We start from the raw sequence: 21553 nt of genomic DNA, 5'->3' as shown, positions 1-21553 counted from the left end.
GCGAATTAAAACGAAAACCACTTGGTTTAAAAACTTGTTTAGTTATTTCTATCATTAGTTGCCTCCTGACGATTGTTTCTATTAAAGCGGCTTACAATTTACCACATACCGATCATATGAATATGGATCCACTTCGACTTGCCGCTCAAATTGTATCAGGAATCGGTTTTTTAGGTGCCGGTGTTATTTTACGAAGAGGAAACGATAGCATTGCAGGACTAACGACTGCTGCTATGATTTGGGGTGCTTCTGGTATTGGTATTGCTGTTGGGGCTGGATTCTATATCGAAGCGATTTTCGGAATGTGTTTCCTTATGATTAGCGTTGAACTTATACCATTAGCAATGAAATTTGTAGGACCGAGATCATTTCGTCAACGTGATATCGCAGTAAAACTTGTCGTGCGAAATATGGACAATATCCCAATTGTAATTGAAGAAATAAAAGAAATGGATATAAAAGTTAAGAATATGAAGCTCAAAACATTGGAGAATGGCTCTCACTATTTACATTTGAAATTATCTATCGATCAAAAAAGGCATACCGCTGATGTTTACTACGCCCTCCAGCATCTTGAAAGTGTCCAACAAACTGAATTAGAAAGTATGTAATGTAAAACAAACTCTCTTTTAAATTAGAGAGTTTTTCTTTTTTCTATAATGGTAACAATGAATGTAGTCCTGCAAAGTAAGGAGGAATAAGAGTTTGAAATCCCGTCCAAATTTAGTAGATACATTTCGTGATTCCATTATTTTTCGTTTAGTTTGCTTTATTGTTTTACTTACTGCTTTTTCTGGCTTCCTTATACATAGATTAGAGCCATCGCACTTCACCACATGGTTTGATGGAGTTTGGTGGTCAATCGTTACCATTTTCACCGTTGGCTATGGTGACTTTGCCCCGCATACACTAATAGGCAAACTTATCGGTATGGGAATTATTTTATTTGGAACCGGTTTTTGTTCTTATTATATGGTTCTGTTCGCCACTGATATGATTAATAAACAATATATGAAAATTAAAGGAGAAGAAGCCGCTACCTCTAACGGTCATATGATTATCGTGGGTTGGAATGAACGGGCAAAACATGTTGTAAAACAAATGCACATCTTACAACCGAACCTTGATATCGTTTTAATTGATGAAACACTTTCTTTACTTCCAAAACCATTTCATCATTTAGAATTTATAAAGGGTTGCCCGCATCACGATCAAACTTTATTAAAAGCTAATATTACAACAGCTCACACTATATTAATAACAGCTGATAAAGAAAAAAATGAAAGCTTAGCAGATACACAGTCCATTTTAAATATTTTAACTGCAAAAGGTCTCAATCCAAACATTCACTGCATCGCTGAACTTCTTACTTCTGAACAAATACAAAATGCAACTAGAGCTGGTGTATCAGAAATTATAGAAGGAAATAAATTAACGAGCTACGTATTTACCGCTTCTCTTTTATTCCCTTCCATTTCAGGCGTACTATTCTCACTTTACGATGAAATCTCTGATAACAAATTACAACTGATGGAGCTTTATCCTTCCTGCACTGGACAAACTTTTGCAAATTGTAGCTATACTCTTTTAAAGCAAAATATTCTCTTACTAGGTATAAAACGCGACGAACAATATATGATTAATCCAGTCCATTCCTTTGTTCTCATTGAAAGCGACATACTCATTGTTATTCACCATTAAGAAAATGTTTTTCTAGTTCCTGCATGAGCACTTTCCCAATATTGATATATTTTCTTTTCACATCTCCGTCTGGATCTTTCGGCTCAGCAAATTGATCCATCGTTCCAGCCATTAAAGTATTTACGTGATCATCTAGTTCGTCTTGATATACGTGCGAAAGAATATACGGCGTTTCCAGACGGACTATTACACCAGGCACATCTAATTCGCCATTCACTGCTGTAAATGGCACTCGTAAAAATTGATAGCCATCTTCTTCATCGATTTTGTAATCAAAGCATCCTTTATCGTAATCCCAATTGCCACCAATGTTATACCCAAGTGGCTTCATTATCTCTTCTAACTTATATAACGCATATGTACGTCCTTCTAAATTTGATTGAATCGGAATCAAGCCCATCCCTCCTAGACTTTTTCTTTAGCATACCCACTCTAGTTTGAATATACCGATGGACTTTTCGATAAAATAATAAAAAGCGACCGGATTCCGGTCGCTTTTTATTATTTTAAACGCTCTTCTAATTCTGCTTTTAACTTTTCAAATCCTGGTTTACCAAGTAAAGCAAACATGTTTTTCTTGTATGCTTCTACTCCTGGTTGGTCGAATGGATTTACGCCTAATAAGTAGCCGCTCATCGCACATGCTTTTTCGAAGAAGTATACAAGGTAACCGAATGTGTACTCATTTAATTCAGGGATATTTACGATTAAGTTTGGTACCCCACCATCGCTATGTGCAAGTAATGTACCTTCGTATGCTTTCGTGTTTACGAAGTCTACAGTTTCACCAGCAAGGTAGTTTAATCCATCTAAATCGTTTTCTTCTGATTCAATTGTTAGTTCATGTGTAGATTTACCTACTTTCAGAACTGTTTCGAATAAGTCACGGCGACCTTCTTGAACGTATTGACCTAATGAGTGTAAGTCAGTTGAGAAGTTTGCTGAAGATGGGAAAATACCTTTTTGATCTTTCCCTTCACTTTCGCCAAATAACTGTTTCCACCATTCAGAGAAGTATTGAAGTGCTGGCTCATAGTTAACAAGCATTTCAATTGTTTTTCCTTTATTATATAAAGCGTTACGAACTACTGCGTATTGGTAAGCTGGGTTTTCTTCTAGTTCTGATGTACCGAAATCACCATGACCAGCAGCTGCACCTTTCATCATCTCTTCAATATTTAAGCCACTTACTGCGATTGGTAATAAACCAACTGGCGTTAATACAGAGAAACGTCCTCCAACATCATCTGGAATAACGAATGTTTCGTAACCTTCGTTATCAGCTAATGTTTTTAATGCACCACGTGCTTTATCTGTCGTTGCATAAATACGTTTGCGAGCTTCTGCTTTTCCATACTTTTCTTCTAATAACTTACGGAAAATACGGAATGCTAGTGCCGGCTCTGTTGTTGTACCTGATTTGGAAATAACGTTAATAGAGAAGTCTTTACCTTCTAATACGTCCATTAAATCTTTCATGTAAGTGGAGCTAATGTTTTGTCCAACAAATAGCACTTGTGGAGTTTTACGTTGTTCTTTAGATAGCGTGTTGTAGAAAGAATGGTTTAACATTTCGATTGCTGCACGTGCTCCTAGGTAAGAACCACCGATACCTACAACAAGTAAAATGTCAGAGTCATTTTTAATTTTTTCTGCGCATTTTTGAATGCGAGCAAATTCTTCTTTGTCATATTGAAGCGGAAGGTCTACCCACCCAAGGAAATCGTTCCCAGCTCCAGTTTTTTCGTGGATTGCATGATGTGTTACTTTCACTGCATCACGTAAATAAGTGATTTCATGTTCACCGATGAAGGATAACGCTTTAGAATAGTCGAACGTTACATGTGTACTCATCTTTTTCCCTCCAATAATGTATATGTATTTCTGTATTCACTTTAGCGAAACTGAAGTTGTAAATCAAGCGATTCAACCATTGTAAACGTAACCAATATATATTTTTTAGAAAAAGTTCATTTTTTGCATAAAAATTCGCATTTTTCGGTATAGATGTATATACATCCTTTTTCTTATATTTTTTATGTATAAAAACAACATAACTACGCCATTCTATAAAGGAGTTAATTAACTCATCGCTTGTTCACGCTTCACAATTAAGGAGGGCTTTTTCATGAGTACTCTGCAACGTATCGCATTAGTCTTTACTGTAATTGGCGCTGTGAACTGGGGACTAATCGGGTTCTTCCAGTTTGACTTAGTGGCAGCCATTTTCGGTGGACAAAATTCAGCTCTTTCCCGTATTATTTACGGCATCGTCGGTATTTCTGGGCTTATCAATCTTGGTTTACTCTTTAAACCATCAGAAAATCTTGGCACTCACCCAGAAACGAACGAAATCCACTAGTCAGTATGTCTTTATTTCACCTCCGACATACGAATATGATTGCATGCAATCATATTTGCAAATATATATCATAAGACAAAGTAAAAGAGGAACGCTCATATGCGCTCCTCTTTTACTTTGTTAACTCGGACTCTTCAATCCATTCGGTTAGCTTTTCTCGCAGCGTATTAAATCCGTTCTCAGATGGATTCGGTATAAGGATCCGCCCTTGTTTTCTTCTCGCCGCTTTTAACGATAAACTCATTTTTCTGTGTTCTTCATCAATTGAAAGTACTTTTACTTCTACTGTATCGCCGACTTTTAAAAAGTCATGAATATCCTTTACATATCCATTTGTAATTTCAGATATATGCACAAGCCCTTGTGTTTCTGCATCTAACGCTACAAATGCTCCGTAATCTTGAATCCCAGTCACTTTCCCTGTTACAACCACTCCAGTTGTATATTGTTCTGACATATGAAACACTCCCATACGTTACCATTTTCTCTACAATTGTAGATAGTAAAGCAGATGATTTATTGTTAAATATCCGATTAGTTAGTACGTACCCTAAGTAAAGCTACTTAGGATATGCATACCTTATATTAGTAAATTATACCACTATGACAGAACTCATTCAAAATTAACGAAAAATTTCCTAGAGTACGTATAATTTTCTAATATTGGGATAGAATACTAACACATGGCTTTCTAGTATTCCCCCCCTTTTATGGACAAAACGTATTATGTTTTGTCCTTTTTTTATTTTCTATAAACCGTTCCATTCTCTTCATTGCTTCCATAAGTTGTTCAAGCGATGTTGCATACGAGCAACGAATAAATCCTTCACCACTTTCGCCAAATACACTTCCAGGTACAACAGCCACCTTTTCTTCTAATAATAACTGTTCTGCAAATTCTGCCGAAGATAGTCCAGTTGAAGAAATAGAAGGAAAGACATAAAATGCTCCGCCCGGCACATGACACGTTAAACCCATTTCATTAAACGATGTCGTCATAAAATTACGGCGTTTCTTATAACTATCTCTCATCCGAATTACTTCATCATTCCCCGCGCGTAACGCTTCGAGTGCTGCGAACTGAGACATTGTCGGTGCACACATCATGGAATATTGATGAATTTTAAGCATTAATTCCGAAAATTGAACAGGAGCTGCAATCATACCGAGGCGCCATCCTGTCATCGCAAACCCTTTTGAAAATCCCGAAATTAAAATTGTATGCTCGCGCATATTTTTAATACTCGCGAAACTTGTATATACTTCGTCGTATACTAGCTCTGCATAAATTTCATCAGATAATACGATTAAATTATACTTCTCAACAATCACTGCTATTTCTTCAAGCTCGGATTTATTTAACATTGTACCTGTTGGGTTATTTGGTGAACAAAGCAAAATTGCCTTTGTTTTCGCTGTAATAGCTGCTTCAATTTGTTCTGGTTGTACTTTAAACTCGTTTTCTAAAGTCGTTGCCACAGGAACCGGAACTCCTCCCGCTAATGTCACAAGCGGTGCATAAGAAACGAAACTTGGTTCAATAATGAGTACTTCATCATCAGGATTTATAATGGCGCGCATCGCTACATCTAACGCCTGACTCGCTCCAACTGTAACAATGATTTCATCGTTCGGATCATAAGATACTGCAAATTGTTTTTTTAGATACTTTGCTATTTCTTGGCGCAGTTCCAATAATCCTGCATTTGCTGTATATGACGTATATCCTTGTTCTAAAGAACGGATGCATGCTTGCCTTACATTCCAAGGTGTAACAAAGTCAGGCTCTCCTACTCCAAGAGAAATAACACCTTTCATATTTGCTGCTAAATCGAAAAACTTTCGAATACCAGATGGTTGTAAAGATTCTGCCGTTCTAGATAGTTCAAATTGCTTCATGGTGTCACCACAATGCGCTTATCATCATCGTTTTTTTCGTAAATAATTCCCTCATGTTTATACTTTTTCAAAATGAAATGCGTTGTTGTAGAAACGACAGATTCAATTGTTGCTAATTTCTCAGAAACAAACATCGCTACTTCTCCCATTGTCTTTCCTTCTAATGTAATAGAAAGATCGTATGTCCCTGACATTAAATACACAGATTTCACTTCTGAATAACGATAAATTTGTTCAGCAACCGCATCGAACCCAACGCCGCGCTTTGGCGTAACTTTCACATCGATCATCGCCGTTAAACCTGTATGTTCTTTTACCTTCGTCCAATCGATATGTGTTACATAATCCACAATAATCTTTTCCGCTTCTAATTTTTCAACCATCTTCTTTACTTCTTCTACTTCTATATTTAACAGCTTCGCTAATGTATCTACAGATAATCGACTACTTTTTTCAAGACAAGCTAATAATTCTAATTCTTTTTCTGTCACCATATAAATCATCCTTCCTTTTCGGTTGTGTCTAAATTATACAAATACCCTTTCCAGTTTGAAAAGAAGATTTTTTTAGTGAATTATGTCAAAATAAAGTGAAACTTTAATCAGCGGAATGCTTCACCCCGCTGATTATTAGTTGAACCAATCGGGCTTTTACGGACAGTTGCTTTCCCACCTAACCTTGCTTAAGCTACTTTTTGAGCTGGGAGGCTTACTGTCCGTTAAAGCGGGGTAAAGTGAAACTTTAATCAGCGGGAAAATGCGTGATAAAGCGAAAGGGGATGGAACCGTGAAACCAAAAGTTTATATTGCTGAACCAGTTCCAACATTTGTAGAAAACTATTTATCAGAACACTGTGATTATGAAAAATGGGAGCAAAATGAGAAGGTACCTCGTGATGTCCTATTGGAGAAAATACAAAATAAAGATGGCTTATTAAATTTCGGATCTGCTATTAATGAAGAATTATTAAATGTAGCTCCTAACTTAAAAGTAGTGAGCAACATTTCTGTCGGTTACGATAATTTTGATTTACAAGCGATGGAAAAGCAAAATGTAATCGGAACGAATACACCATATGTATTAGATGATACAGTAGCGGATCTTGTTTTCGCTCTTATGTTATCTGCTGGTCGCCGCGTCTGCGAACTCGACTCCTACGTAAAAAATGGTAAATGGAACGCCGAAATTGGAAAAGAGCACTTCGGGTTGGATGTACACCATAGTACAATCGGTATTATCGGAATGGGACGAATTGGAGAAGCCGTTGCAAAACGAGCGAAATTCGGATTTGATATGAATGTTCTGTATTATAACCGTCGCCGTAAAGAAGAAGCTAAACAAAAATTCGATGCTACATATTGTGATTTACAGACGTTACTCAAACAATCTGATTTTATTGTTCTTCTTACTCCATTAACAGATGAAACGTATCATCTTATCGGAGAAAAGGAATTTTCATTAATGAAAGAAACAGCAATCTTCATTAATGCCTCTCGCGGAAAAACAGTAGATGAAGAAGCGTTAATCCAAGCGTTAACAGAAAAGAAAATCTTTGCAGCAGGCATTGATACGTTTACACAAGAGCCGATTCAAAAAGATAATCCGCTCTTATCATTACAAAATGTCGTGACTTTACCGCATATTGGATCTGCAACGTTAAAAACTAGGCAGCAAATGGCTATGACAGCCGCTGAAAATTTAGTTGCAGTGTTACAAGGAAAAACACCGCCTAATATTGTTCGCGGGTAATGATGAATAAACGAAAGGCAAGATGACATCGTCATCTTGCCTTTTTTTGTTAACATATTTTTTTCTGCCTTGGAGATGATATGAACAAAAATCAATGGAGTGACAAAAAATGAATCACGAATATACTTGTCCTTATTTCACTTTTTCCACTCGCGGCACTACTATTCATTACGAATTGTATGAACATGACAACAAAACGGAACGTCCTACTTTCGTACTCGTTCACGGCTTTTTATCTTCCTCATTCAGTTACCGTCGCCTCATTCCTTTATTATCGAAAGCAGGAACAGTACTAGCTCTTGATTTGCCACCGTTTGGAAAAAGTGATAAGTCTCATCTGTTTAAATATTCTTATCATAATTTAGCAACGGTTATTATCGATTTAATTGAACATTTATCTCTCTCAAATATTGTGTTAGTTGGGCATTCTATGGGTGGACAAATTTCTCTCTATGTAAACCGTATACGCCCTGAATTAATTTCAAAGACAATTTTACTATGCAGCTCTAGCTATTTAGCACGTGCAACTTTGCCTTTACTATACTCTTCTTATTTACCGTTCTTTCATTTATACGTAAAGAACTGGATTATACGGCGGGGCATTGTTCATAACTTAATGAATGTCGTTCATGATCACTCATTAATTGACGATGAAATGAAGGAAGGTTACTCCGCTCCTTTTTATGACAACCGTATATTCCCTGCTTTAACTCGTATGATAAGAGACCGTGAAGGTGATTTATCTTCAACTGAATTACAAAAAATTGAAACACCTACACTACTCATTTGGGGTGAAAAAGATCGTGTCGTCCCTGTACATGTAGGTCATCGGCTACACAAAGATTTACCAAATTCGAAATTTATTTCTTACGAAAACACAGGACATTTACTACCTGAAGAAAAGCCTGAACTTGTTTATGAAGAAATTATCGCTTTTTCTACACAATAATACAAAAGGCTGTCGGAAATTCCGACAGCCTACAATGAACAACTTCCGCCTTCTTTTATTACAAGTAATTCCACAGCTAACTTCTCACATTTTCCAAGCGCAGGTACTTCCTCAAAAGACATAAAGTATATATGTTGAATCTTTTTTGCGATGTATTTTGGATCGTCGAACACACTTACGACGTTCACAACATCGCTCGCTTCTGTTTCATAAAACTCCGGTCCCATTTGAAACGGATCCCAATTCTTCACAACCTCTATCATCTTTTCATATGTACCCATTAGCTTCCCGCCTTTTCACTTTTTAATGCTTTTCTTTATCCTATCACATCAGCTATTCTATAAGAAGAGAGAGAACTTTTATAACTTAACGGTTTACAGAAGAAGGGGGCAAACTTATGCAACTATTTCATAAAACAGTCAATCGACGTGGAACTCATAGTACGAAATGGGATACATATAAAAACGAAGAACTTCTCCATGCTTGGATTGCTGATATGGATTTTGAAGTACCACAACCAATTCAGACTGCTTTAAAGAAACGTATCGAGCATCCTATTTTCGGCTACACACTTCCTCCCGAAAATATTGGAGATATTATTTGTAACTGGACAAAAAAACAGTACAACTGGGATATTCCAAAAGATTGGATTGTCTTTAGCGCGGGAATCGTTCCAGCTCTTAGTGCGAGCATACAGGCCTTCACAAAGGAAAACGAATCCGTTCTCGTACAACCACCTATTTATCCCCCATTTTTCGAAATGGTCACAACGAACAATAGACGATTATACGTGAGTCCTTTACAGAAACAAAATGATACATATGCGATAGACTTCGATCATTTAGAAAAGCAATTTCAACAAGGCGTCAAACTCATGCTTCTTTGTAGTCCTCACAATCCAATCGGGCGTGTTTGGTCAAAAGAGGAACTCACACAACTTGGCACGTTATGTACAAAATATAATGTAATCGTTGTCGCGGATGAAATTCATGCCGATATTATTTACGGAGATCGTACTCATACACCGTTCGCTTCCTTATCAGAAGAATTAGCAGCGCGCACGATTACTTGTATGGCTCCGAGTAAAACATTTAATATCGCTGGATTACAGGCATCGATTATTATCATTCCAAACGAAAAACTCCGTCAAACCTTTATATCTATCCAATATAGACAAGGTTTCCACGGATTAAATACATTTGCCTATACAGCGATGCAAAGTGCCTATACAGAATGTAATGATTGGCTACATGAAATTCGATTATATATAGAAGATAACGCTCAATTCGCTTGTAAATATATTAAAAATCACATACCTACTCTTTCTGTAACGAAACCAGAAGGTAGCTTTTTATTATGGATTGATTGCTCCCGCCTACAGCTTTCTCAAAATGAACGCACTGCATTACTTGAGGAAAAAGGGAAAATCATCGTTGAACCTGGTGAGAAATACGGATTAGGCGGCGAAGAACATATTCGAATTAACATCGGCTGTCCAAGATCTGTTTTAGAAGAAATTTTAAATAGACTGCGCCATACGTTTTCATAATAAGAAAGGAGGTAATTCGGGACAATCTCCTTTATCAATATCTTTTCAAATACGTTTCACAAAAAAAGCTACCATGCATGGTAGCTTTTACTTTTTCTTCATATCCGACGCTTTTTTTACAATGACACCACAAGCAATTCGATCACCTGATTTACCTGTTGGTTGTGTCATACCATCATCAGCGTTTTCTGTAATAATAATAGACGCTCCATCTTTTCTATGAATCGTCGTTTTTCCTTCTTCCAGCGTTATGTGCGGCGCATCGATTTCTGCCTTGATCTTTCCAGAACCGTCTGCAATTACGTTCGGTAAATCACCGTTTTCTGCACCCTTCGGATTAAGAAGTCCATGCTTTTTATTATCAGGATTAAAATGATTACCAGATGATTCAAAACGTGGTGCTTTACACTCACCAATTTCGTGTACATGCAGTCCGTGCGCGCCTGGTGCGAAACCTTCCCCTTTAATCGTAATTTTCACTCCGCTTGTTTGCTGCACTACTTTCGCAGTCCCCACTTCATCGCCTGAAGCATTATATAATTTCACGTCAATTTCTTTCGGCTTCCCTTGGTCACAACCTGCCAACAGAAATAATAAACAACAACTTAAAAAAAGCCGTTTTTTCATTCTATTCCCTCCAAAATATATTCTGCCCTTAGATTGTCCGAGCATAGAGGGAAACATACAAAAATGAGTTACTGTTTCTTTTCCGCTAAAAGTTTTTCTTCAACTTTCTGTAATCGCTCCGCTTCGCGTTTTGATACACGAATGAACATACGCCACGTAGCAACGGCACCAATGATAAATAGAACGCAAACAATCCCTGGAATAATATATTCTGTTTTATCTTCCGGAAAATATAAAGGCATCATACGGAACACTCCTTATTATAAGATTAAAAAACATCAGAATTTTCTGTTATATAATATAAAATTATAGTGGAACCTATCCATATTCTCAAGGGGGCATTCCGAAAGCGAATGATTTCTTTGACTCCTTCGCACACTTTCCTTACTATAAACTTGAGGTGAAAAATATGAGAGAAACATTTGAAATTGGTGAAATCGTTACTGGTATTTATAAAACTGGCAAATACATCGGCGAAGTTACAAATAGCCGTCCTGGCAGTTACGTCGTAAAAGTGTTAGCTGTTTTAAAACATCCGGTGCAAGGTGACTTACATAACGTAAAACAAGCTGACGTACCATTTTTCCATGAAAGACGTGCTTTAGCTTTCCGTGAACAGACGAATATTCCAGAACAAATGGTGAAGAAATATGAAGGAGAAATTCCAGAGTATACAGAGTCACTCAAATTAGCATTGGAAACTCAAATGAATTCATTTTCTGAAGATGATTCACCTTTTGCAGTTCGTAGTCTAGAAACATTAGAGCAGTTAAAAAAAGACTACAAACTTTAAAAAAACAAAACGACCAAATTACATACTGTGCAATTTGGTCGTTACTGTGTACTCACTTTCTTTAACACTTTTGAAAAATCAACGAGTTCTCCTAACGTTGGAGGTGCTGGTTTCACTAAATACTCTTTATCTTTTTCTACTAATTTAAAAATATTATACGTCGTCATCGCATCATCTAGCGCACAATGATGCTTACCCGTCCCTGCTTTTCCATATGCCTCAATTGCTTTCCACAATCCTGTTTGATTTCTCTCCCCAAAAAACTTCTTATACTCAAGTGATAAATCACGGCACTGGCCTAAGAACGGAAAGTCTACTCTTGCCATTTCACAATTATGCTTCAACACTTTCATATCCATATTTCCCCACGTAACAATGGTTGGTTTACATCTCCTTTCATATTCTGCAAGTTTTTCAACGAGTTCTGGAAACGAAATTCCTTTATCTACGACTTCTTGTTTAATTCCTAAAAATTTCTTACATCGATCCGTTAAAGAAGGAAAAGTTTTCGGCCTAACATGAGCTGAATACGTGTCTTCTACCTTACAGCCAACAACCGAAACGAGTCCTACTTCAATGATTTCCGGGAAAAATCCTTTTGGTTTTTTTCTGTGCTGGGGCATCGTAAACTCAAAATCCAAAAATAAAAATCGTTGTTCATCCATACGATCCCTTCCTTATCATCTTTGTCATTCCTTTCTATTTGACACTCCTACACGAACAAGCTCGAATGCTAATTCCATTTTAAATATTCAGATTGGATGTATCTTATATATATGTCAAATGCCCACAAATATTTTTAAAAATAAGAAAAAATGACCGATGCAGAAAATATGACAAAATAAGCCCTTTCATTTACATCCCCCTTTTTTCTACTTTATAATGACGTTATGTGTGTTTCATCTAGTTAATTTTTTGACACACTAAGAAAAGTGAATGAAAGGAGATGAGAGTTTTGCACGAAACAACGCAAGAGCTCGCAAACTGGCAGTATTATTTTGCTATCGCAGTCTTTTTAATTACATATGCCATTATTATTTCAGAAAAAATTAATCGCGCTGTCATCGCACTTCTTGGTGCAGCACTCATGGTAATTATGGGGGTCGTTGATTTACACAACGCCTTTACGAAACATATTGAATGGGGGACGATTACGCTACTCATCGGTATGATGATTCTGGTGAACATTACGAGTAAATCGGGTGTCTTCCAATACGTTGCCATTAAAGCAGCAAAAGGGGCGCAAGGAAATCCAATTAAAATTTTAATTTCACTTTCCTTACTTACTGCGCTTGGTTCCGCATTTTTAGATAACGTTACAACTGTACTTCTTGTTGTTCCAGTTACTTTATCTATTACGCGCATACTGCAAGTAAATCCTGTTCCTTATTTACTTTCTGAAATTATTTTTTCAAACATTGGAGGAACAGCAACATTAATTGGTGATCCACCTAACATTATGATTGGTTCTGCAAATAAGCATTTAGATTTCAATGCGTTCTTATTCAACTTAGCACCTATCGTAATCATTATTATTGCTGTTACAGCGACAATACTTTACTTCATGTATCGTAAACAATTAATTGCTGATCCTGTACAAATTAAAAAATTAATGAGTTTAGATGAAAAACAATACATTCAAGATCCAGTATTAATGAAAAAATCTTTAACCGTACTTGGACTTACAATCGTAGGTTTCATGACTCATTCGATCTTCCATGTTGATGCAGCTATCATCGCTTTAACTGGTGCTACTGTACTTATGCTAATCGGTGTGAAAGAACATGAAATTGAAGAGGTATTCGCAAGTGTAGAGTGGGTAACGATCTTCTTCTTCGCAGGACTATTCGTACTTGTTGGAGGACTTATTGATATCGGCCTTATCAAAATGTTAGCTCAAAAAGTAATTGGAATAACAGGTGGAGATGTTTCTTACGCATCTATCCTTATTTTATGGGTATCTGGTATCGCCTCTGCAACAATTGATAACATTCCATTCGTTGCAACAATGATCCCACTTATTAATGATATGGCAGTTGGGCTAGGTTTATCACCTTCTGACGCACAAATCGACGTATTATGGTGGGCATTAGCATTAGGTGCTTGTCTAGGTGGAAACGGAACATTAATCGGAGCTTCTGCTAACGTAATCGTTGCAGGTATCGCAAGTCGTGAGGGCCATAAATTTAGCTACATGGAATTCCTTAAAGTCGGCTTCCCAATTATGATCGTTTCATTAATCATTTCTCATATTTATATTTATTTACGTTACCTTATGTAGTAGAAAAAGGGCTGTCACATGTGACAGCCCTTTTTCTTGTTCAATACAATTATATGAATGACTTTTCAAATATCCCTACTCGTTATACCTTACCGGCTCATTCCGAATAATGAACAAGTGAATCGGTAAGAAAACCGAAAATGTGATTGTATGAATAATCGTAAACAATATAGAATTCGTTCCGTATCTATCTAAAATTGCGTAGATAAGATAAATAGACAGCACAATCGATACAGCTGTTGCTAATAAATATAGAATTGGTACGAAGTTAAAAATGAAACACGCGACATATATGCCGAATACTTTCCATCCTGCTTCTTCTTTTAAGAAATCCGGTAATTTGTCTTTTGCTAAATCACCCCATATCTTACTATTTAAAAAAGGAATAAACGCAAGAGCACCATCCGTTGCACCATCATTTTTCGCCATCGTATACAGTGCAAAAGCCGTTAATAAATACGCAATAATTGCCCAAATCAATACAACAAGAATAAACGCAAAACTAAGAGCAAAGAAACCTGCTAGTACGCCTTGATCTTCCATCTTATCCTCTCCTCTCTACTCTCAACATATTTCATTACTTTACAAGTTATGTTTTAAAATTTATCCAAACTCTCTGTATAATAATAGGAGCGAGATAATAAGAGAGGAGAACGCACTTATGCATCCATTTGTACAAGCATTACAAGAGCATTTCACAGCCCATAAAAATCCTGAAAAAGCAGAACCAATGGCACGTTATATGAAAAACCACTTCCCATTTCTCGGTATTCAAACACCTGAAAGAAGACAGTTATTAAAAGACGTTATCCAAATACACACTCTTCCAGATCAAAAAGACTTTCAAATTATCGTACGTGAGCTTTGGGATTTACCAGAACGTGAATTTCAAGCGGCTGCACTCGATATTATGCAAAAATATAAAAAGCATATAAACGAAACGCATATCCCGTTTTTAGAAGAACTTATTGTAACAAAATCTTGGTGGGATTTTGTTGATAGCATCGTCCCTACATTTTTAGGGAATATCTTTTTAAAACATCCGGAATTAATTTCTGCCTATATTCCAAAATGGATTGCATCAGACAACATATGGTTACAACGCGCCGCTATTTTATTCCAGCTAAAATATAAACAAAAGATGGACGAAGAACTTCTTTTCTGGATTATTGGACAACTACATTCTTCAAAAGAATTTTTCATTCAAAAAGCGATTGGCTGGGTCCTTCGCGAGTATGCAAAAACGAAGCCCGATGTCGTTTGGGAATACGTGCAAAATAACGAGCTTGCTCCCCTTAGTAAACGCGAAGCAATTAAGCACATTAAACAAAATTACGGAATAAATAACGAAAAAATAGGCGAGACTCTATCATAGATAGACGCGTTCCTCTATTGAGATTTAAAAAAGAACGTGTTAGAATATGTTCATTATTATTAATATAAGTAGCGATGACGGACTTATAAGTACTTGCACAAAAAGCGATTCAGGGATAGTGAAAGCCTGATGCCGCAAGGAAACGGCAGTCCCGAGCAATACGTGATAAAGTGGATGCACCTGTTGTGTATCAACTAGGGTGGAACCGCGGGCAAACGCTCGTCCCTAGGCAATTAAGCCTTGGGATGAGCGTTTTTTTATGTTTTTCAAAGCATATACCGCTTGTTTCACAAGTACCAGAGCACGTCATCGCCAATACGTTAACTTTCAAAAGGAGGATTTTATTATGTATTCAATGGAACAAGTTGTAAACTTAGCGAAACATCGCGGTTTTGTTTTCCCTGGTTCTGAAATTTACGGTGGTCTTGCAAACACTTGGGATTACGGTCCACTTGGAATCGAATTAAAAAATAACGTTAAAAAAGCTTGGTGGAAAAAATTCATTCAAGAATCTCCATACAACGTTGGTTTAGACGCAGCTATTTTAATGAACCCAAAAACTTGGATCGCTTCTGGTCACGTTGGTAACTTCAACGATCCAATGATCGACTGTAAAAAATGTAAAGCGCGTCACCGTGCTGACAAATTAATTGAAGATGCATTAGATGCAAAAGGCATCGAAATGGTTGTTGATGGTCTTACTTTCGACCAAATGGCTGACCTAATGAAAGAACATGAAGTAAAATGTCCTGATTGTGGTAGTGAAGAGTTCACTGAAATCCGTCAGTTCAACTTAATGTTCAAAACATTCCAAGGTGTTACAGAGTCTAGCACGAACGAAATCTTCCTTCGTCCTGAAACAGCACAAGGTATTTTCGTAAACTTTAAAAACGTACAACGCTCTATGCGTAAAAAACTTCCATTTGGTATTGGCCAAATCGGTAAGAGCTTCCGTAACGAAATCACGCCTGGTAACTTCACATTCCGTACACGTGAATTCGAACAAATGGAACTTGAATTCTTCTGTAAGCCTGGTGAAGATTTAGAGTGGTTCGCATTCTGGCGTGAAACATGTAAGAACTGGTTACTTTCACTTGGTATGACTGAAGAAAGCATGCGTCTTCGTGACCACGGTGAAGAGGAATTATCTCATTACAGTAACGCAACAACTGATATTGAATTCAGATTCCCATTCGGTTGGGGCGAACTTTGGGGCGTAGCATCTCGTACAGACTTCGATTTAAAACGTCACATGGAACACTCTAACGAAGACTTTAACTATATCGATCCACAAACGAATGAGCGTTACGTACCGTACTGCATCGAGCCATCTTTAGGTGCTGACCGTGTAACATTAGCATTCTTATGTGATGCATATGAAGAAGAGCAATTAGAAAACGATTCTCGTACAGTTCTTCGTTTCCACCCTGCTTTAGCACCATACAAAGCAGCTATCTTACCATTATCTAAAAAGCTATCTGAAGGTGCTACTGAAGTATTCGCAGAACTAGCTAAAGACTTCATGGTAGACTTTGACGAAACTGGTTCTATCGGTAAACGTTACCGTCGTCAAGACGAAATCGGTACACCATTCTGTATCACTTACGACTTCGACTCAGTTGAAGACAAAGCTGTTACAGTACGTGACCGTGACACAATGGAACAAGTTCGTATGCCAATTAGCGAGCTAAAAGGCTTCTTAGAGAAGAAAATCCAGTTCTAATTATAAAAAAGAGGCGCTCTATTGAGGAGGCCACTGAAAAAGTCCTTATAGTTTAAAAAGCGAAAGCTTCCTCGATGAAATCGAGGAAGCTTTCGCTTTTTTCATGTATAATGATTGTACTAATTCTAGGTGGTGTCTCGGATGATTTCTAATCAACAATCTCTTAACCTCAGTCCATTTATGGCGATTTACGATATCGTTGTACCAAAGGATAATATGCTTCGTCAATTTAATGAACTGGTAGACTTTTCTTTTGTTTTAGAAGAACTACAAGATAAATATTGTCTCGATAACGGTCGCAATGCAGTGCCGCCTGTTCGTATGTTTAAATATGTATTACTAAAATCTATTTTTGATTTATCAGATGTAGATGTTGTGGAACGCTCAAAATACGATATGTCCTTTAAATATTTCTTAGATATGGCACCAGAAGATATGGTCATTGACCCTAGTTCGTTAACGAAGTTCCGCAAGCTTCGTCTGACAGATGTAGGGTTAATTGACATGCTCATTCAAAAAACAGTGGAAATTGCACTCGAAAAAAACTTGATTAAAAATAAATCTATTATTGTTGATGCCACGCATACAAAAGCACGCTTCAATCAAAAATCGCCGAAAGAATTTTTAATGGAGAAATCCAAATTACTCCGCAAAGCTGTTTATCAAGTTGACGAAGGAATGAAGGAAAAGTTCCCACCAAAAACAATGACAGATGACTTAAGTGACGAACTTGAATATTGTCAAAAAGTAATTGAAACAGTAGAAAAAGAGGAAATCATTCGTGAATATCCAAATGTGAAAGAGAAACTGAATTATTTAAAAGAAATCGTAGAAGATCACCAAGAACACCTCCAATTTTCGCAAGATCCTGATGCGCGAATTGGACATAAAACAGCGGATTCTTCTTTCTTTGGTTATAAAACACATATTGCGATGAATGAAGAACGCATCATTACAGCTGCGGTGATTACAACGGGTGAAAAAAGCGATGGAAAATACCTTCAAACATTGATTGAAAAAAGTCGTGAAACAGGGATGGAAATTGATACAGTTATTGGAGATACTGCTTATTCTGAGAAAAATAATATTCAATATGCCAACCAAAATCAATTACAATTAGTATCGAAATTAAACCCTATTGTGACACAAGGGCCACGTAAAAAAGAAGATGAATTTGAATTTAATAAAGATGCGGGTATGTATGTCTGTAAAGCTGGACATATGGCCGTTCGTAGAGCACGTACGGGTAAAAAGGGAACAAACAATAGTCAAAGTCATACCTACTATTTTGATATTGAAAAATGCAAAGTATGTCCATTCAAAAGTGGGTGTTACAAAGAAGGCGCTAAAAATAAAACATATTCTGTGACAATTAAATCCACTGAACATAAGGAACAACAAGCATTTCAAGAAAGTGCATATTTTAAAGAAAAGGGGAAAGAGCGTTATAAAATTGAAGCGAAAAATAGTGAACTTAAGCATAGACACGGGTATGATGTGGCATCTTCCTCGGGTCTGATTGGTATGCAAATGCAAGGTGCAATGGCTATATTCGCTGTCAATTTAAAACGAATCCTAACCTTGATAAAAGAAACAAAGTAAAAAAGAATAAAGGGAAAGGCGACTTTTCATTCAAAATTGAATGAAAAATCGCCTTTCTTGTTTTGCATCCGGTTTATAAACCGAAAAACGTAAGTTTTTCAGTGGCCTCTCTATTGAGCCGCCTCTTTTTACTTTTCACGTTTTTCTTTAATTGCTACTGTACACCTTGATATACATAGTAAATCATCATTCTCATCAATAATACGTACATCCCAAACCATCGTTGAATGTCCTCTATGTATCGGTGTTCCGATTGCTGTTACAATTCCATCTTTCTTTGAGCGAATGTGATTTGCATTAATTTCTAGACCGAAACAAATACATTTCTCTTGATCAATTAAATTGTATGAACCAACACTTGCTACTGTTTCCGCTAATGCAAGAGATGCACCGCCGTGTAAAAAACCAAACGGCTGATGCGTACGCTCATCAACAGGCATCGTAGCAACCACCTTATCTTCTGTCATCTCTAACAACTCAATTCCAAGTGAATCCATTAAAGTTTTTCCCATATCGTTTCCTCCTTCTCTTACTTTAATTGAATGTATAATTTTACCTATTTATTTTCAAACTACTTATAACACTTATATAAGGAGGTTTCACCTAAATGAAACAGAAATTTTGTATATTACTGCTTATGTTCTCCTTGCTGACTATTGTACCAAATTGTGCACTAGCAGCCAAAGCATCCAACCTGACAATCGATGTTCAGACTGTAACACAAAAAGGTAAGAAACCTTATATAGAATATCAAATTAACAGACCTTCTTTTCACAATTTTTCCGATTCTAAATTTCAAAATAAGCTCAATTTCTATTACAAAAAGTCTACTGACAAATTTAAAACTAAATTAGAAAAAGACGCAAAAAAATATTATAAAGAAACAGAAGGATCTAGCACACCTTTTCATCCGTACGTAGCGAATGTTGATTATAAAATCTCCTTAAATAAACCACCCTTACTCAGCCTATATGTGAATCACTATCAATATACAGGCGGAGCACACGGTCTTTATACGTGGAAGGCAAACACATTTGATTTAAAAGAAAAAAAGTTACTACACTTAGACGATTTATTTCAACAAGAAGATAAATATAAAGAAGTAATACGCGCTGAGATTGTGAGACAAATTAAACAAAATGAAAGCATTTATTTTCCCGATGCAACTGAAAAGGTCATGAGCACGAAAAAGTTTCACTTCTTTTTAGAGCCGAACAATCTCGTCATTTATTTCCCTCTATATGAGATTGCTCCTTATTCAAGCGGAATTCCACAATTTCGTATTCCGTATACATTGCTAAGAGACTATTTGAAGCCTTCTTATCAAAATATTTTGATTGACAACAAGTAAATATTTTCGCTACGATAATGTTAACCTAAAAACAACAGGAGGTTAACATTATGAGAAGATTTCATGTTTTAGATTTAGCATTAGCTGCCATGTTCGTCGCTCTTATGGCCATTGGTGCAAATATTGTATCTTGGGCACCATTCCTGCAAGTAGCGGGCATCCCATTATCTATGCAACCATTTTTCGCAATTTTAGCAGGGCTTCTTCTTGGAAGTAGACTTGGCGCATTATCAATGACTGTGTATATGCTCGTTGGCTTAGCTGGTGCACCAATCTTCGCTAACTTCAAAGCTGGATTCGGAGCGCTTTTAGATCCTACTGGTGGTTTTATTATTGCATTTATTATCGTTGCTTACGTATCCGGAAAACTAGTAGAACAAAAAGAACGACCAACATTCAGTACATTTGCAATTGCCTCTTTCACAGGAATCATTTTAACGTATATTATCGGTACTACTTATATGTACGGGGCAGTCAATTTCTTCATGGGTGGTAATATGAGTTATAAAGCGGCTTGGATGATTATGATGTGGTTCGCAGTAAAAGATATTGCCTTTACCATTATCGGTGCTATTATCGCACCTCGCATATACTATGCTGTACGTCGTTCCGCTTATCAGCATTCTCATTCGACGATTTCATAATAAAAAAGAGTTATTTCAGTACACTGAAATAACTCCTTTTTTATATTAAGACTGTTGCTTCGTGTGTTCTTCTAAAATTTTCTGCATCATTGGAACCATTTCATCACGTAATTCTGGGTGTTGCAGGGCCATTTCGATTGTCGTTTGAACGAATCCTAACTTTTCACCTACGTCGTAGCGCTTTCCTTCGAAATCGTAAGCAAATACACGTTGAATTTCGTTTAAGTTTTGGATTGCATCTGTTAACTGAATTTCACCACCAGCACCAACATGTTGCTGTTCTAAGAACATGAAGATTTCAGGTGTTAAAACGTAACGTCCCATAATTGCTAAGTTTGAAGGTGCTGTACCTGCTGCTGGTTTCTCAACGAAATTGCGAACTTGGTAACGACGTCCTTCCTGCTCTAATGGGTCGATAATTCCATAACGGTGTGTTTCATCTTCTGGAACCGTTTGTACACCAATAACAGAAGAAAGCGTTTTATCATATTCTTCAATTAATTGACGTAAACATGGTTTTTCAGCTTGAACGATATCATCACCTAATAAAACAGCGAATGGCTCATCACCGATAAATTTACGTGCACACCAAACTGCATGCCCTAATCCTTTTGGTTCTTTTTGACGGATATAGTGAATATCTACCATTTTTGAAGAAGCCTGTACTTTTTCAAGTAACTCGTACTTTTTCTTTTCTAATAAGTTTTGCTCTAACTCAAATGCATTATCAAAATGATCTTCAATAGAGCGCTTCGTTTTACCAGTAACGATAATAATATCTTCGATCCCTGATTTTATTGCTTCTTCTACAATGTATTGGATAGTTGGTTTATCTACTATCGGTAACATTTCTTTTGGCATTGCTTTTGTAGCTGGTAAAAAACGTGTTCCTAATCCAGCTGCTGGGATTATCGCTTTTCTTACTCTTTTCATCACAAAATACCCTCT

25 protein-coding genes (1 of these 25 running past the window's edge) are annotated in these 21553 nt (G+C 36.8%); 13 read left to right on the top strand and 12 right to left on the bottom strand.

Annotated features, from left to right (window positions below; all coding sequences use genetic code 11):
• A protein-coding gene (locus QCI46_RS02805) for an MgtC/SapB family protein (protein WP_000384160.1) crosses the window boundary here: on the top strand, nucleotides 1-611 show its 3' portion. Its footprint begins 70 nt before the window's first position; 611 of the gene's 681 nt are visible here — the last part of the coding sequence; its start codon lies beyond the left edge, outside the window; the stop codon is at nucleotides 609-611.
• Nucleotides 612-705: 94 nt separating this feature from the next.
• Nucleotides 706-1701 (top strand): potassium channel family protein, encoded by a 996-nt coding sequence (locus QCI46_RS02800; protein ID WP_087986054.1) that lies wholly within the window; start codon nucleotides 706-708, stop codon nucleotides 1699-1701.
• On the opposite strand, the gene QCI46_RS02795 is transcribed toward QCI46_RS02800, so the two are convergent.
• Nucleotides 1688-2095: a YugN-like family protein gene (locus tag QCI46_RS02795; RefSeq protein WP_353839543.1), complete on the bottom strand. Its 408-nt coding sequence runs from the start codon at nucleotides 2093-2095 to the stop codon at nucleotides 1688-1690. The two genes, QCI46_RS02800 and QCI46_RS02795, sit on opposite strands and share 14 nt — an antisense overlap.
• A gap of 107 nt (nucleotides 2096-2202) precedes the next feature.
• Nucleotides 2203-3555, bottom strand: coding sequence for a glucose-6-phosphate isomerase (locus tag QCI46_RS02790; RefSeq protein ID WP_172554648.1), 1353 nt, complete (start codon nucleotides 3553-3555; stop codon nucleotides 2203-2205).
• 274 nt (nucleotides 3556-3829) lie between these two features.
• On the opposite strand from QCI46_RS02790, the gene QCI46_RS02785 reads away from it, so the two are divergent.
• Complete coding sequence (locus QCI46_RS02785; RefSeq protein WP_048542215.1) at nucleotides 3830-4063, top strand: DUF378 domain-containing protein; 234 nt, start codon at nucleotides 3830-3832, stop codon at nucleotides 4061-4063.
• Nucleotides 4064-4175: 112 nt separating this feature from the next.
• Here the strand turns inward: QCI46_RS02785 and yugI are convergent, their stop codons facing one another.
• From yugI to QCI46_RS02770, 3 genes are all read right to left on the bottom strand, one after another.
• Nucleotides 4176-4520 carry a S1 domain-containing post-transcriptional regulator GSP13 gene (yugI, locus tag QCI46_RS02780; RefSeq protein ID WP_000003769.1) on the bottom strand — a complete coding sequence of 115 codons (345 nt, stop codon included), beginning with the start codon at nucleotides 4518-4520 and terminating at the stop codon, nucleotides 4176-4178.
• Nucleotides 4521-4771: 251 nt separating this feature from the next.
• Complete coding sequence (locus tag QCI46_RS02775) at nucleotides 4772-5962, bottom strand: aminotransferase (RefSeq protein ID WP_353839542.1); 1191 nt, start codon at nucleotides 5960-5962, stop codon at nucleotides 4772-4774.
• Nucleotides 5959-6456 carry an Lrp/AsnC family transcriptional regulator gene (locus tag QCI46_RS02770; RefSeq protein WP_000255701.1) on the bottom strand — a complete coding sequence of 166 codons (498 nt, stop codon included), beginning with the start codon at nucleotides 6454-6456 and terminating at the stop codon, nucleotides 5959-5961. The genes QCI46_RS02775 and QCI46_RS02770 overlap by 4 nt, the downstream gene beginning before the upstream one ends.
• Before the next feature lie 262 nt (nucleotides 6457-6718).
• On the opposite strand from QCI46_RS02770, the gene QCI46_RS02765 reads away from it, so the two are divergent.
• On the top strand, nucleotides 6719-7711 hold the full coding sequence (locus QCI46_RS02765) for a 2-hydroxyacid dehydrogenase (RefSeq protein ID WP_353839541.1): 993 nt from the start codon (nucleotides 6719-6721) through the stop codon (nucleotides 7709-7711).
• Between the two features lie 109 nt (nucleotides 7712-7820).
• Nucleotides 7821-8660 (top strand): alpha/beta fold hydrolase, encoded by an 840-nt coding sequence (locus tag QCI46_RS02760; protein ID WP_353839540.1) that lies wholly within the window; start codon nucleotides 7821-7823, stop codon nucleotides 8658-8660.
• A gap of 29 nt (nucleotides 8661-8689) precedes the next feature.
• On the opposite strand, the gene QCI46_RS02755 is transcribed toward QCI46_RS02760, so the two are convergent.
• Nucleotides 8690-8941, bottom strand: coding sequence for a YugE family protein (locus QCI46_RS02755; protein ID WP_000537643.1), 252 nt, complete (start codon nucleotides 8939-8941; stop codon nucleotides 8690-8692).
• Between the two features lie 116 nt (nucleotides 8942-9057).
• Here QCI46_RS02755 and QCI46_RS02750 point away from each other — a divergent pair, with 116 nt between their 5' ends.
• Nucleotides 9058-10209: a MalY/PatB family protein gene (locus QCI46_RS02750; protein WP_353839539.1), complete on the top strand. Its 1152-nt coding sequence runs from the start codon at nucleotides 9058-9060 to the stop codon at nucleotides 10207-10209.
• An 87-nt stretch (nucleotides 10210-10296) separates the two neighbouring features.
• On the opposite strand, the gene sodC is transcribed toward QCI46_RS02750, so the two are convergent.
• Both sodC and QCI46_RS02740 read right to left on the bottom strand, forming a co-directional pair.
• The gene (sodC, locus tag QCI46_RS02745) at nucleotides 10297-10836 is read right to left on the bottom strand and encodes a superoxide dismutase [Cu-Zn] (protein ID WP_353839538.1); all 540 of its coding nucleotides are present in this window, start codon (nucleotides 10834-10836) and stop codon (nucleotides 10297-10299) included.
• A 68-nt stretch (nucleotides 10837-10904) separates the two neighbouring features.
• Complete coding sequence (locus tag QCI46_RS02740) at nucleotides 10905-11081, bottom strand: hypothetical protein (RefSeq protein ID WP_000982763.1); 177 nt, start codon at nucleotides 11079-11081, stop codon at nucleotides 10905-10907.
• Nucleotides 11082-11245: 164 nt separating this feature from the next.
• Between QCI46_RS02740 and kapB the strand changes: the two genes are divergently transcribed.
• Nucleotides 11246-11629 carry a kinase-associated lipoprotein KapB gene (gene kapB / locus QCI46_RS02735; RefSeq protein WP_001209345.1) on the top strand — a complete coding sequence of 128 codons (384 nt, stop codon included), beginning with the start codon at nucleotides 11246-11248 and terminating at the stop codon, nucleotides 11627-11629.
• A 41-nt stretch (nucleotides 11630-11670) separates the two neighbouring features.
• Here kapB and kapD read toward each other — a convergent pair whose 3' ends face one another.
• On the bottom strand, nucleotides 11671-12294 hold the full coding sequence (gene kapD, locus QCI46_RS02730) for a 3'-5' exonuclease KapD (protein ID WP_000344365.1): 624 nt from the start codon (nucleotides 12292-12294) through the stop codon (nucleotides 11671-11673).
• Between the two features lie 290 nt (nucleotides 12295-12584).
• Between kapD and QCI46_RS02725 the strand changes: the two genes are divergently transcribed.
• Nucleotides 12585-13910 (top strand): ArsB/NhaD family transporter, encoded by a 1326-nt coding sequence (locus QCI46_RS02725; protein ID WP_353839537.1) that lies wholly within the window; start codon nucleotides 12585-12587, stop codon nucleotides 13908-13910.
• 75 nt (nucleotides 13911-13985) lie between these two features.
• Here the strand turns inward: QCI46_RS02725 and QCI46_RS02720 are convergent, their stop codons facing one another.
• The gene (locus tag QCI46_RS02720) at nucleotides 13986-14453 is read right to left on the bottom strand and encodes a hypothetical protein (RefSeq protein ID WP_000390066.1); all 468 of its coding nucleotides are present in this window, start codon (nucleotides 14451-14453) and stop codon (nucleotides 13986-13988) included.
• 118 nt (nucleotides 14454-14571) lie between these two features.
• On the opposite strand from QCI46_RS02720, the gene QCI46_RS02715 reads away from it, so the two are divergent.
• From QCI46_RS02715 to QCI46_RS02705, 3 genes are all read left to right on the top strand, one after another.
• Entirely contained in the window at nucleotides 14572-15285 is a 714-nt protein-coding gene (locus QCI46_RS02715; RefSeq protein ID WP_353839536.1) for a DNA alkylation repair protein, read from the top strand.
• 346 nt (nucleotides 15286-15631) lie between these two features.
• Nucleotides 15632-17008 carry a glycine--tRNA ligase gene (locus QCI46_RS02710; RefSeq protein ID WP_000287155.1) on the top strand — a complete coding sequence of 459 codons (1377 nt, stop codon included), beginning with the start codon at nucleotides 15632-15634 and terminating at the stop codon, nucleotides 17006-17008.
• 141 nt (nucleotides 17009-17149) lie between these two features.
• On the top strand, nucleotides 17150-18610 hold the full coding sequence (locus tag QCI46_RS02705) for an IS1182-like element ISBcy1 family transposase (protein ID WP_353839535.1): 1461 nt from the start codon (nucleotides 17150-17152) through the stop codon (nucleotides 18608-18610).
• A gap of 128 nt (nucleotides 18611-18738) precedes the next feature.
• Here QCI46_RS02705 and QCI46_RS02700 read toward each other — a convergent pair whose 3' ends face one another.
• Nucleotides 18739-19122, bottom strand: coding sequence for a hotdog fold thioesterase (locus QCI46_RS02700; protein ID WP_000520763.1), 384 nt, complete (start codon nucleotides 19120-19122; stop codon nucleotides 18739-18741).
• Nucleotides 19123-19217: 95 nt separating this feature from the next.
• On the opposite strand from QCI46_RS02700, the gene QCI46_RS02695 reads away from it, so the two are divergent.
• Together QCI46_RS02695 and QCI46_RS02690 are read left to right on the top strand one after the other, a co-directional pair.
• Entirely contained in the window at nucleotides 19218-19961 is a 744-nt protein-coding gene (locus tag QCI46_RS02695; RefSeq protein ID WP_353839534.1) for a DUF3298 and DUF4163 domain-containing protein, read from the top strand.
• Nucleotides 19962-20011: 50 nt separating this feature from the next.
• On the top strand, nucleotides 20012-20605 hold the full coding sequence (locus QCI46_RS02690; RefSeq protein WP_001252151.1) for a biotin transporter BioY: 594 nt from the start codon (nucleotides 20012-20014) through the stop codon (nucleotides 20603-20605).
• Between the two features lie 45 nt (nucleotides 20606-20650).
• Here QCI46_RS02690 and galU read toward each other — a convergent pair whose 3' ends face one another.
• On the bottom strand, nucleotides 20651-21538 hold the full coding sequence (galU, locus tag QCI46_RS02685) for a UTP--glucose-1-phosphate uridylyltransferase GalU (protein ID WP_000832650.1): 888 nt from the start codon (nucleotides 21536-21538) through the stop codon (nucleotides 20651-20653).
• Between the last annotated feature and the right edge of the window lie 15 nt (nucleotides 21539-21553).

It is taken from the genome of Bacillus cereus group sp. RP32 (assembly GCF_040459735.1).
Classification (GTDB): domain Bacteria; phylum Bacillota; class Bacilli; order Bacillales; family Bacillaceae_G; genus Bacillus_A; species Bacillus_A wiedmannii.
Note: the sequence above shows the minus strand (reverse complement) of the source record. Positions and strands in the feature narration are given on the sequence as shown.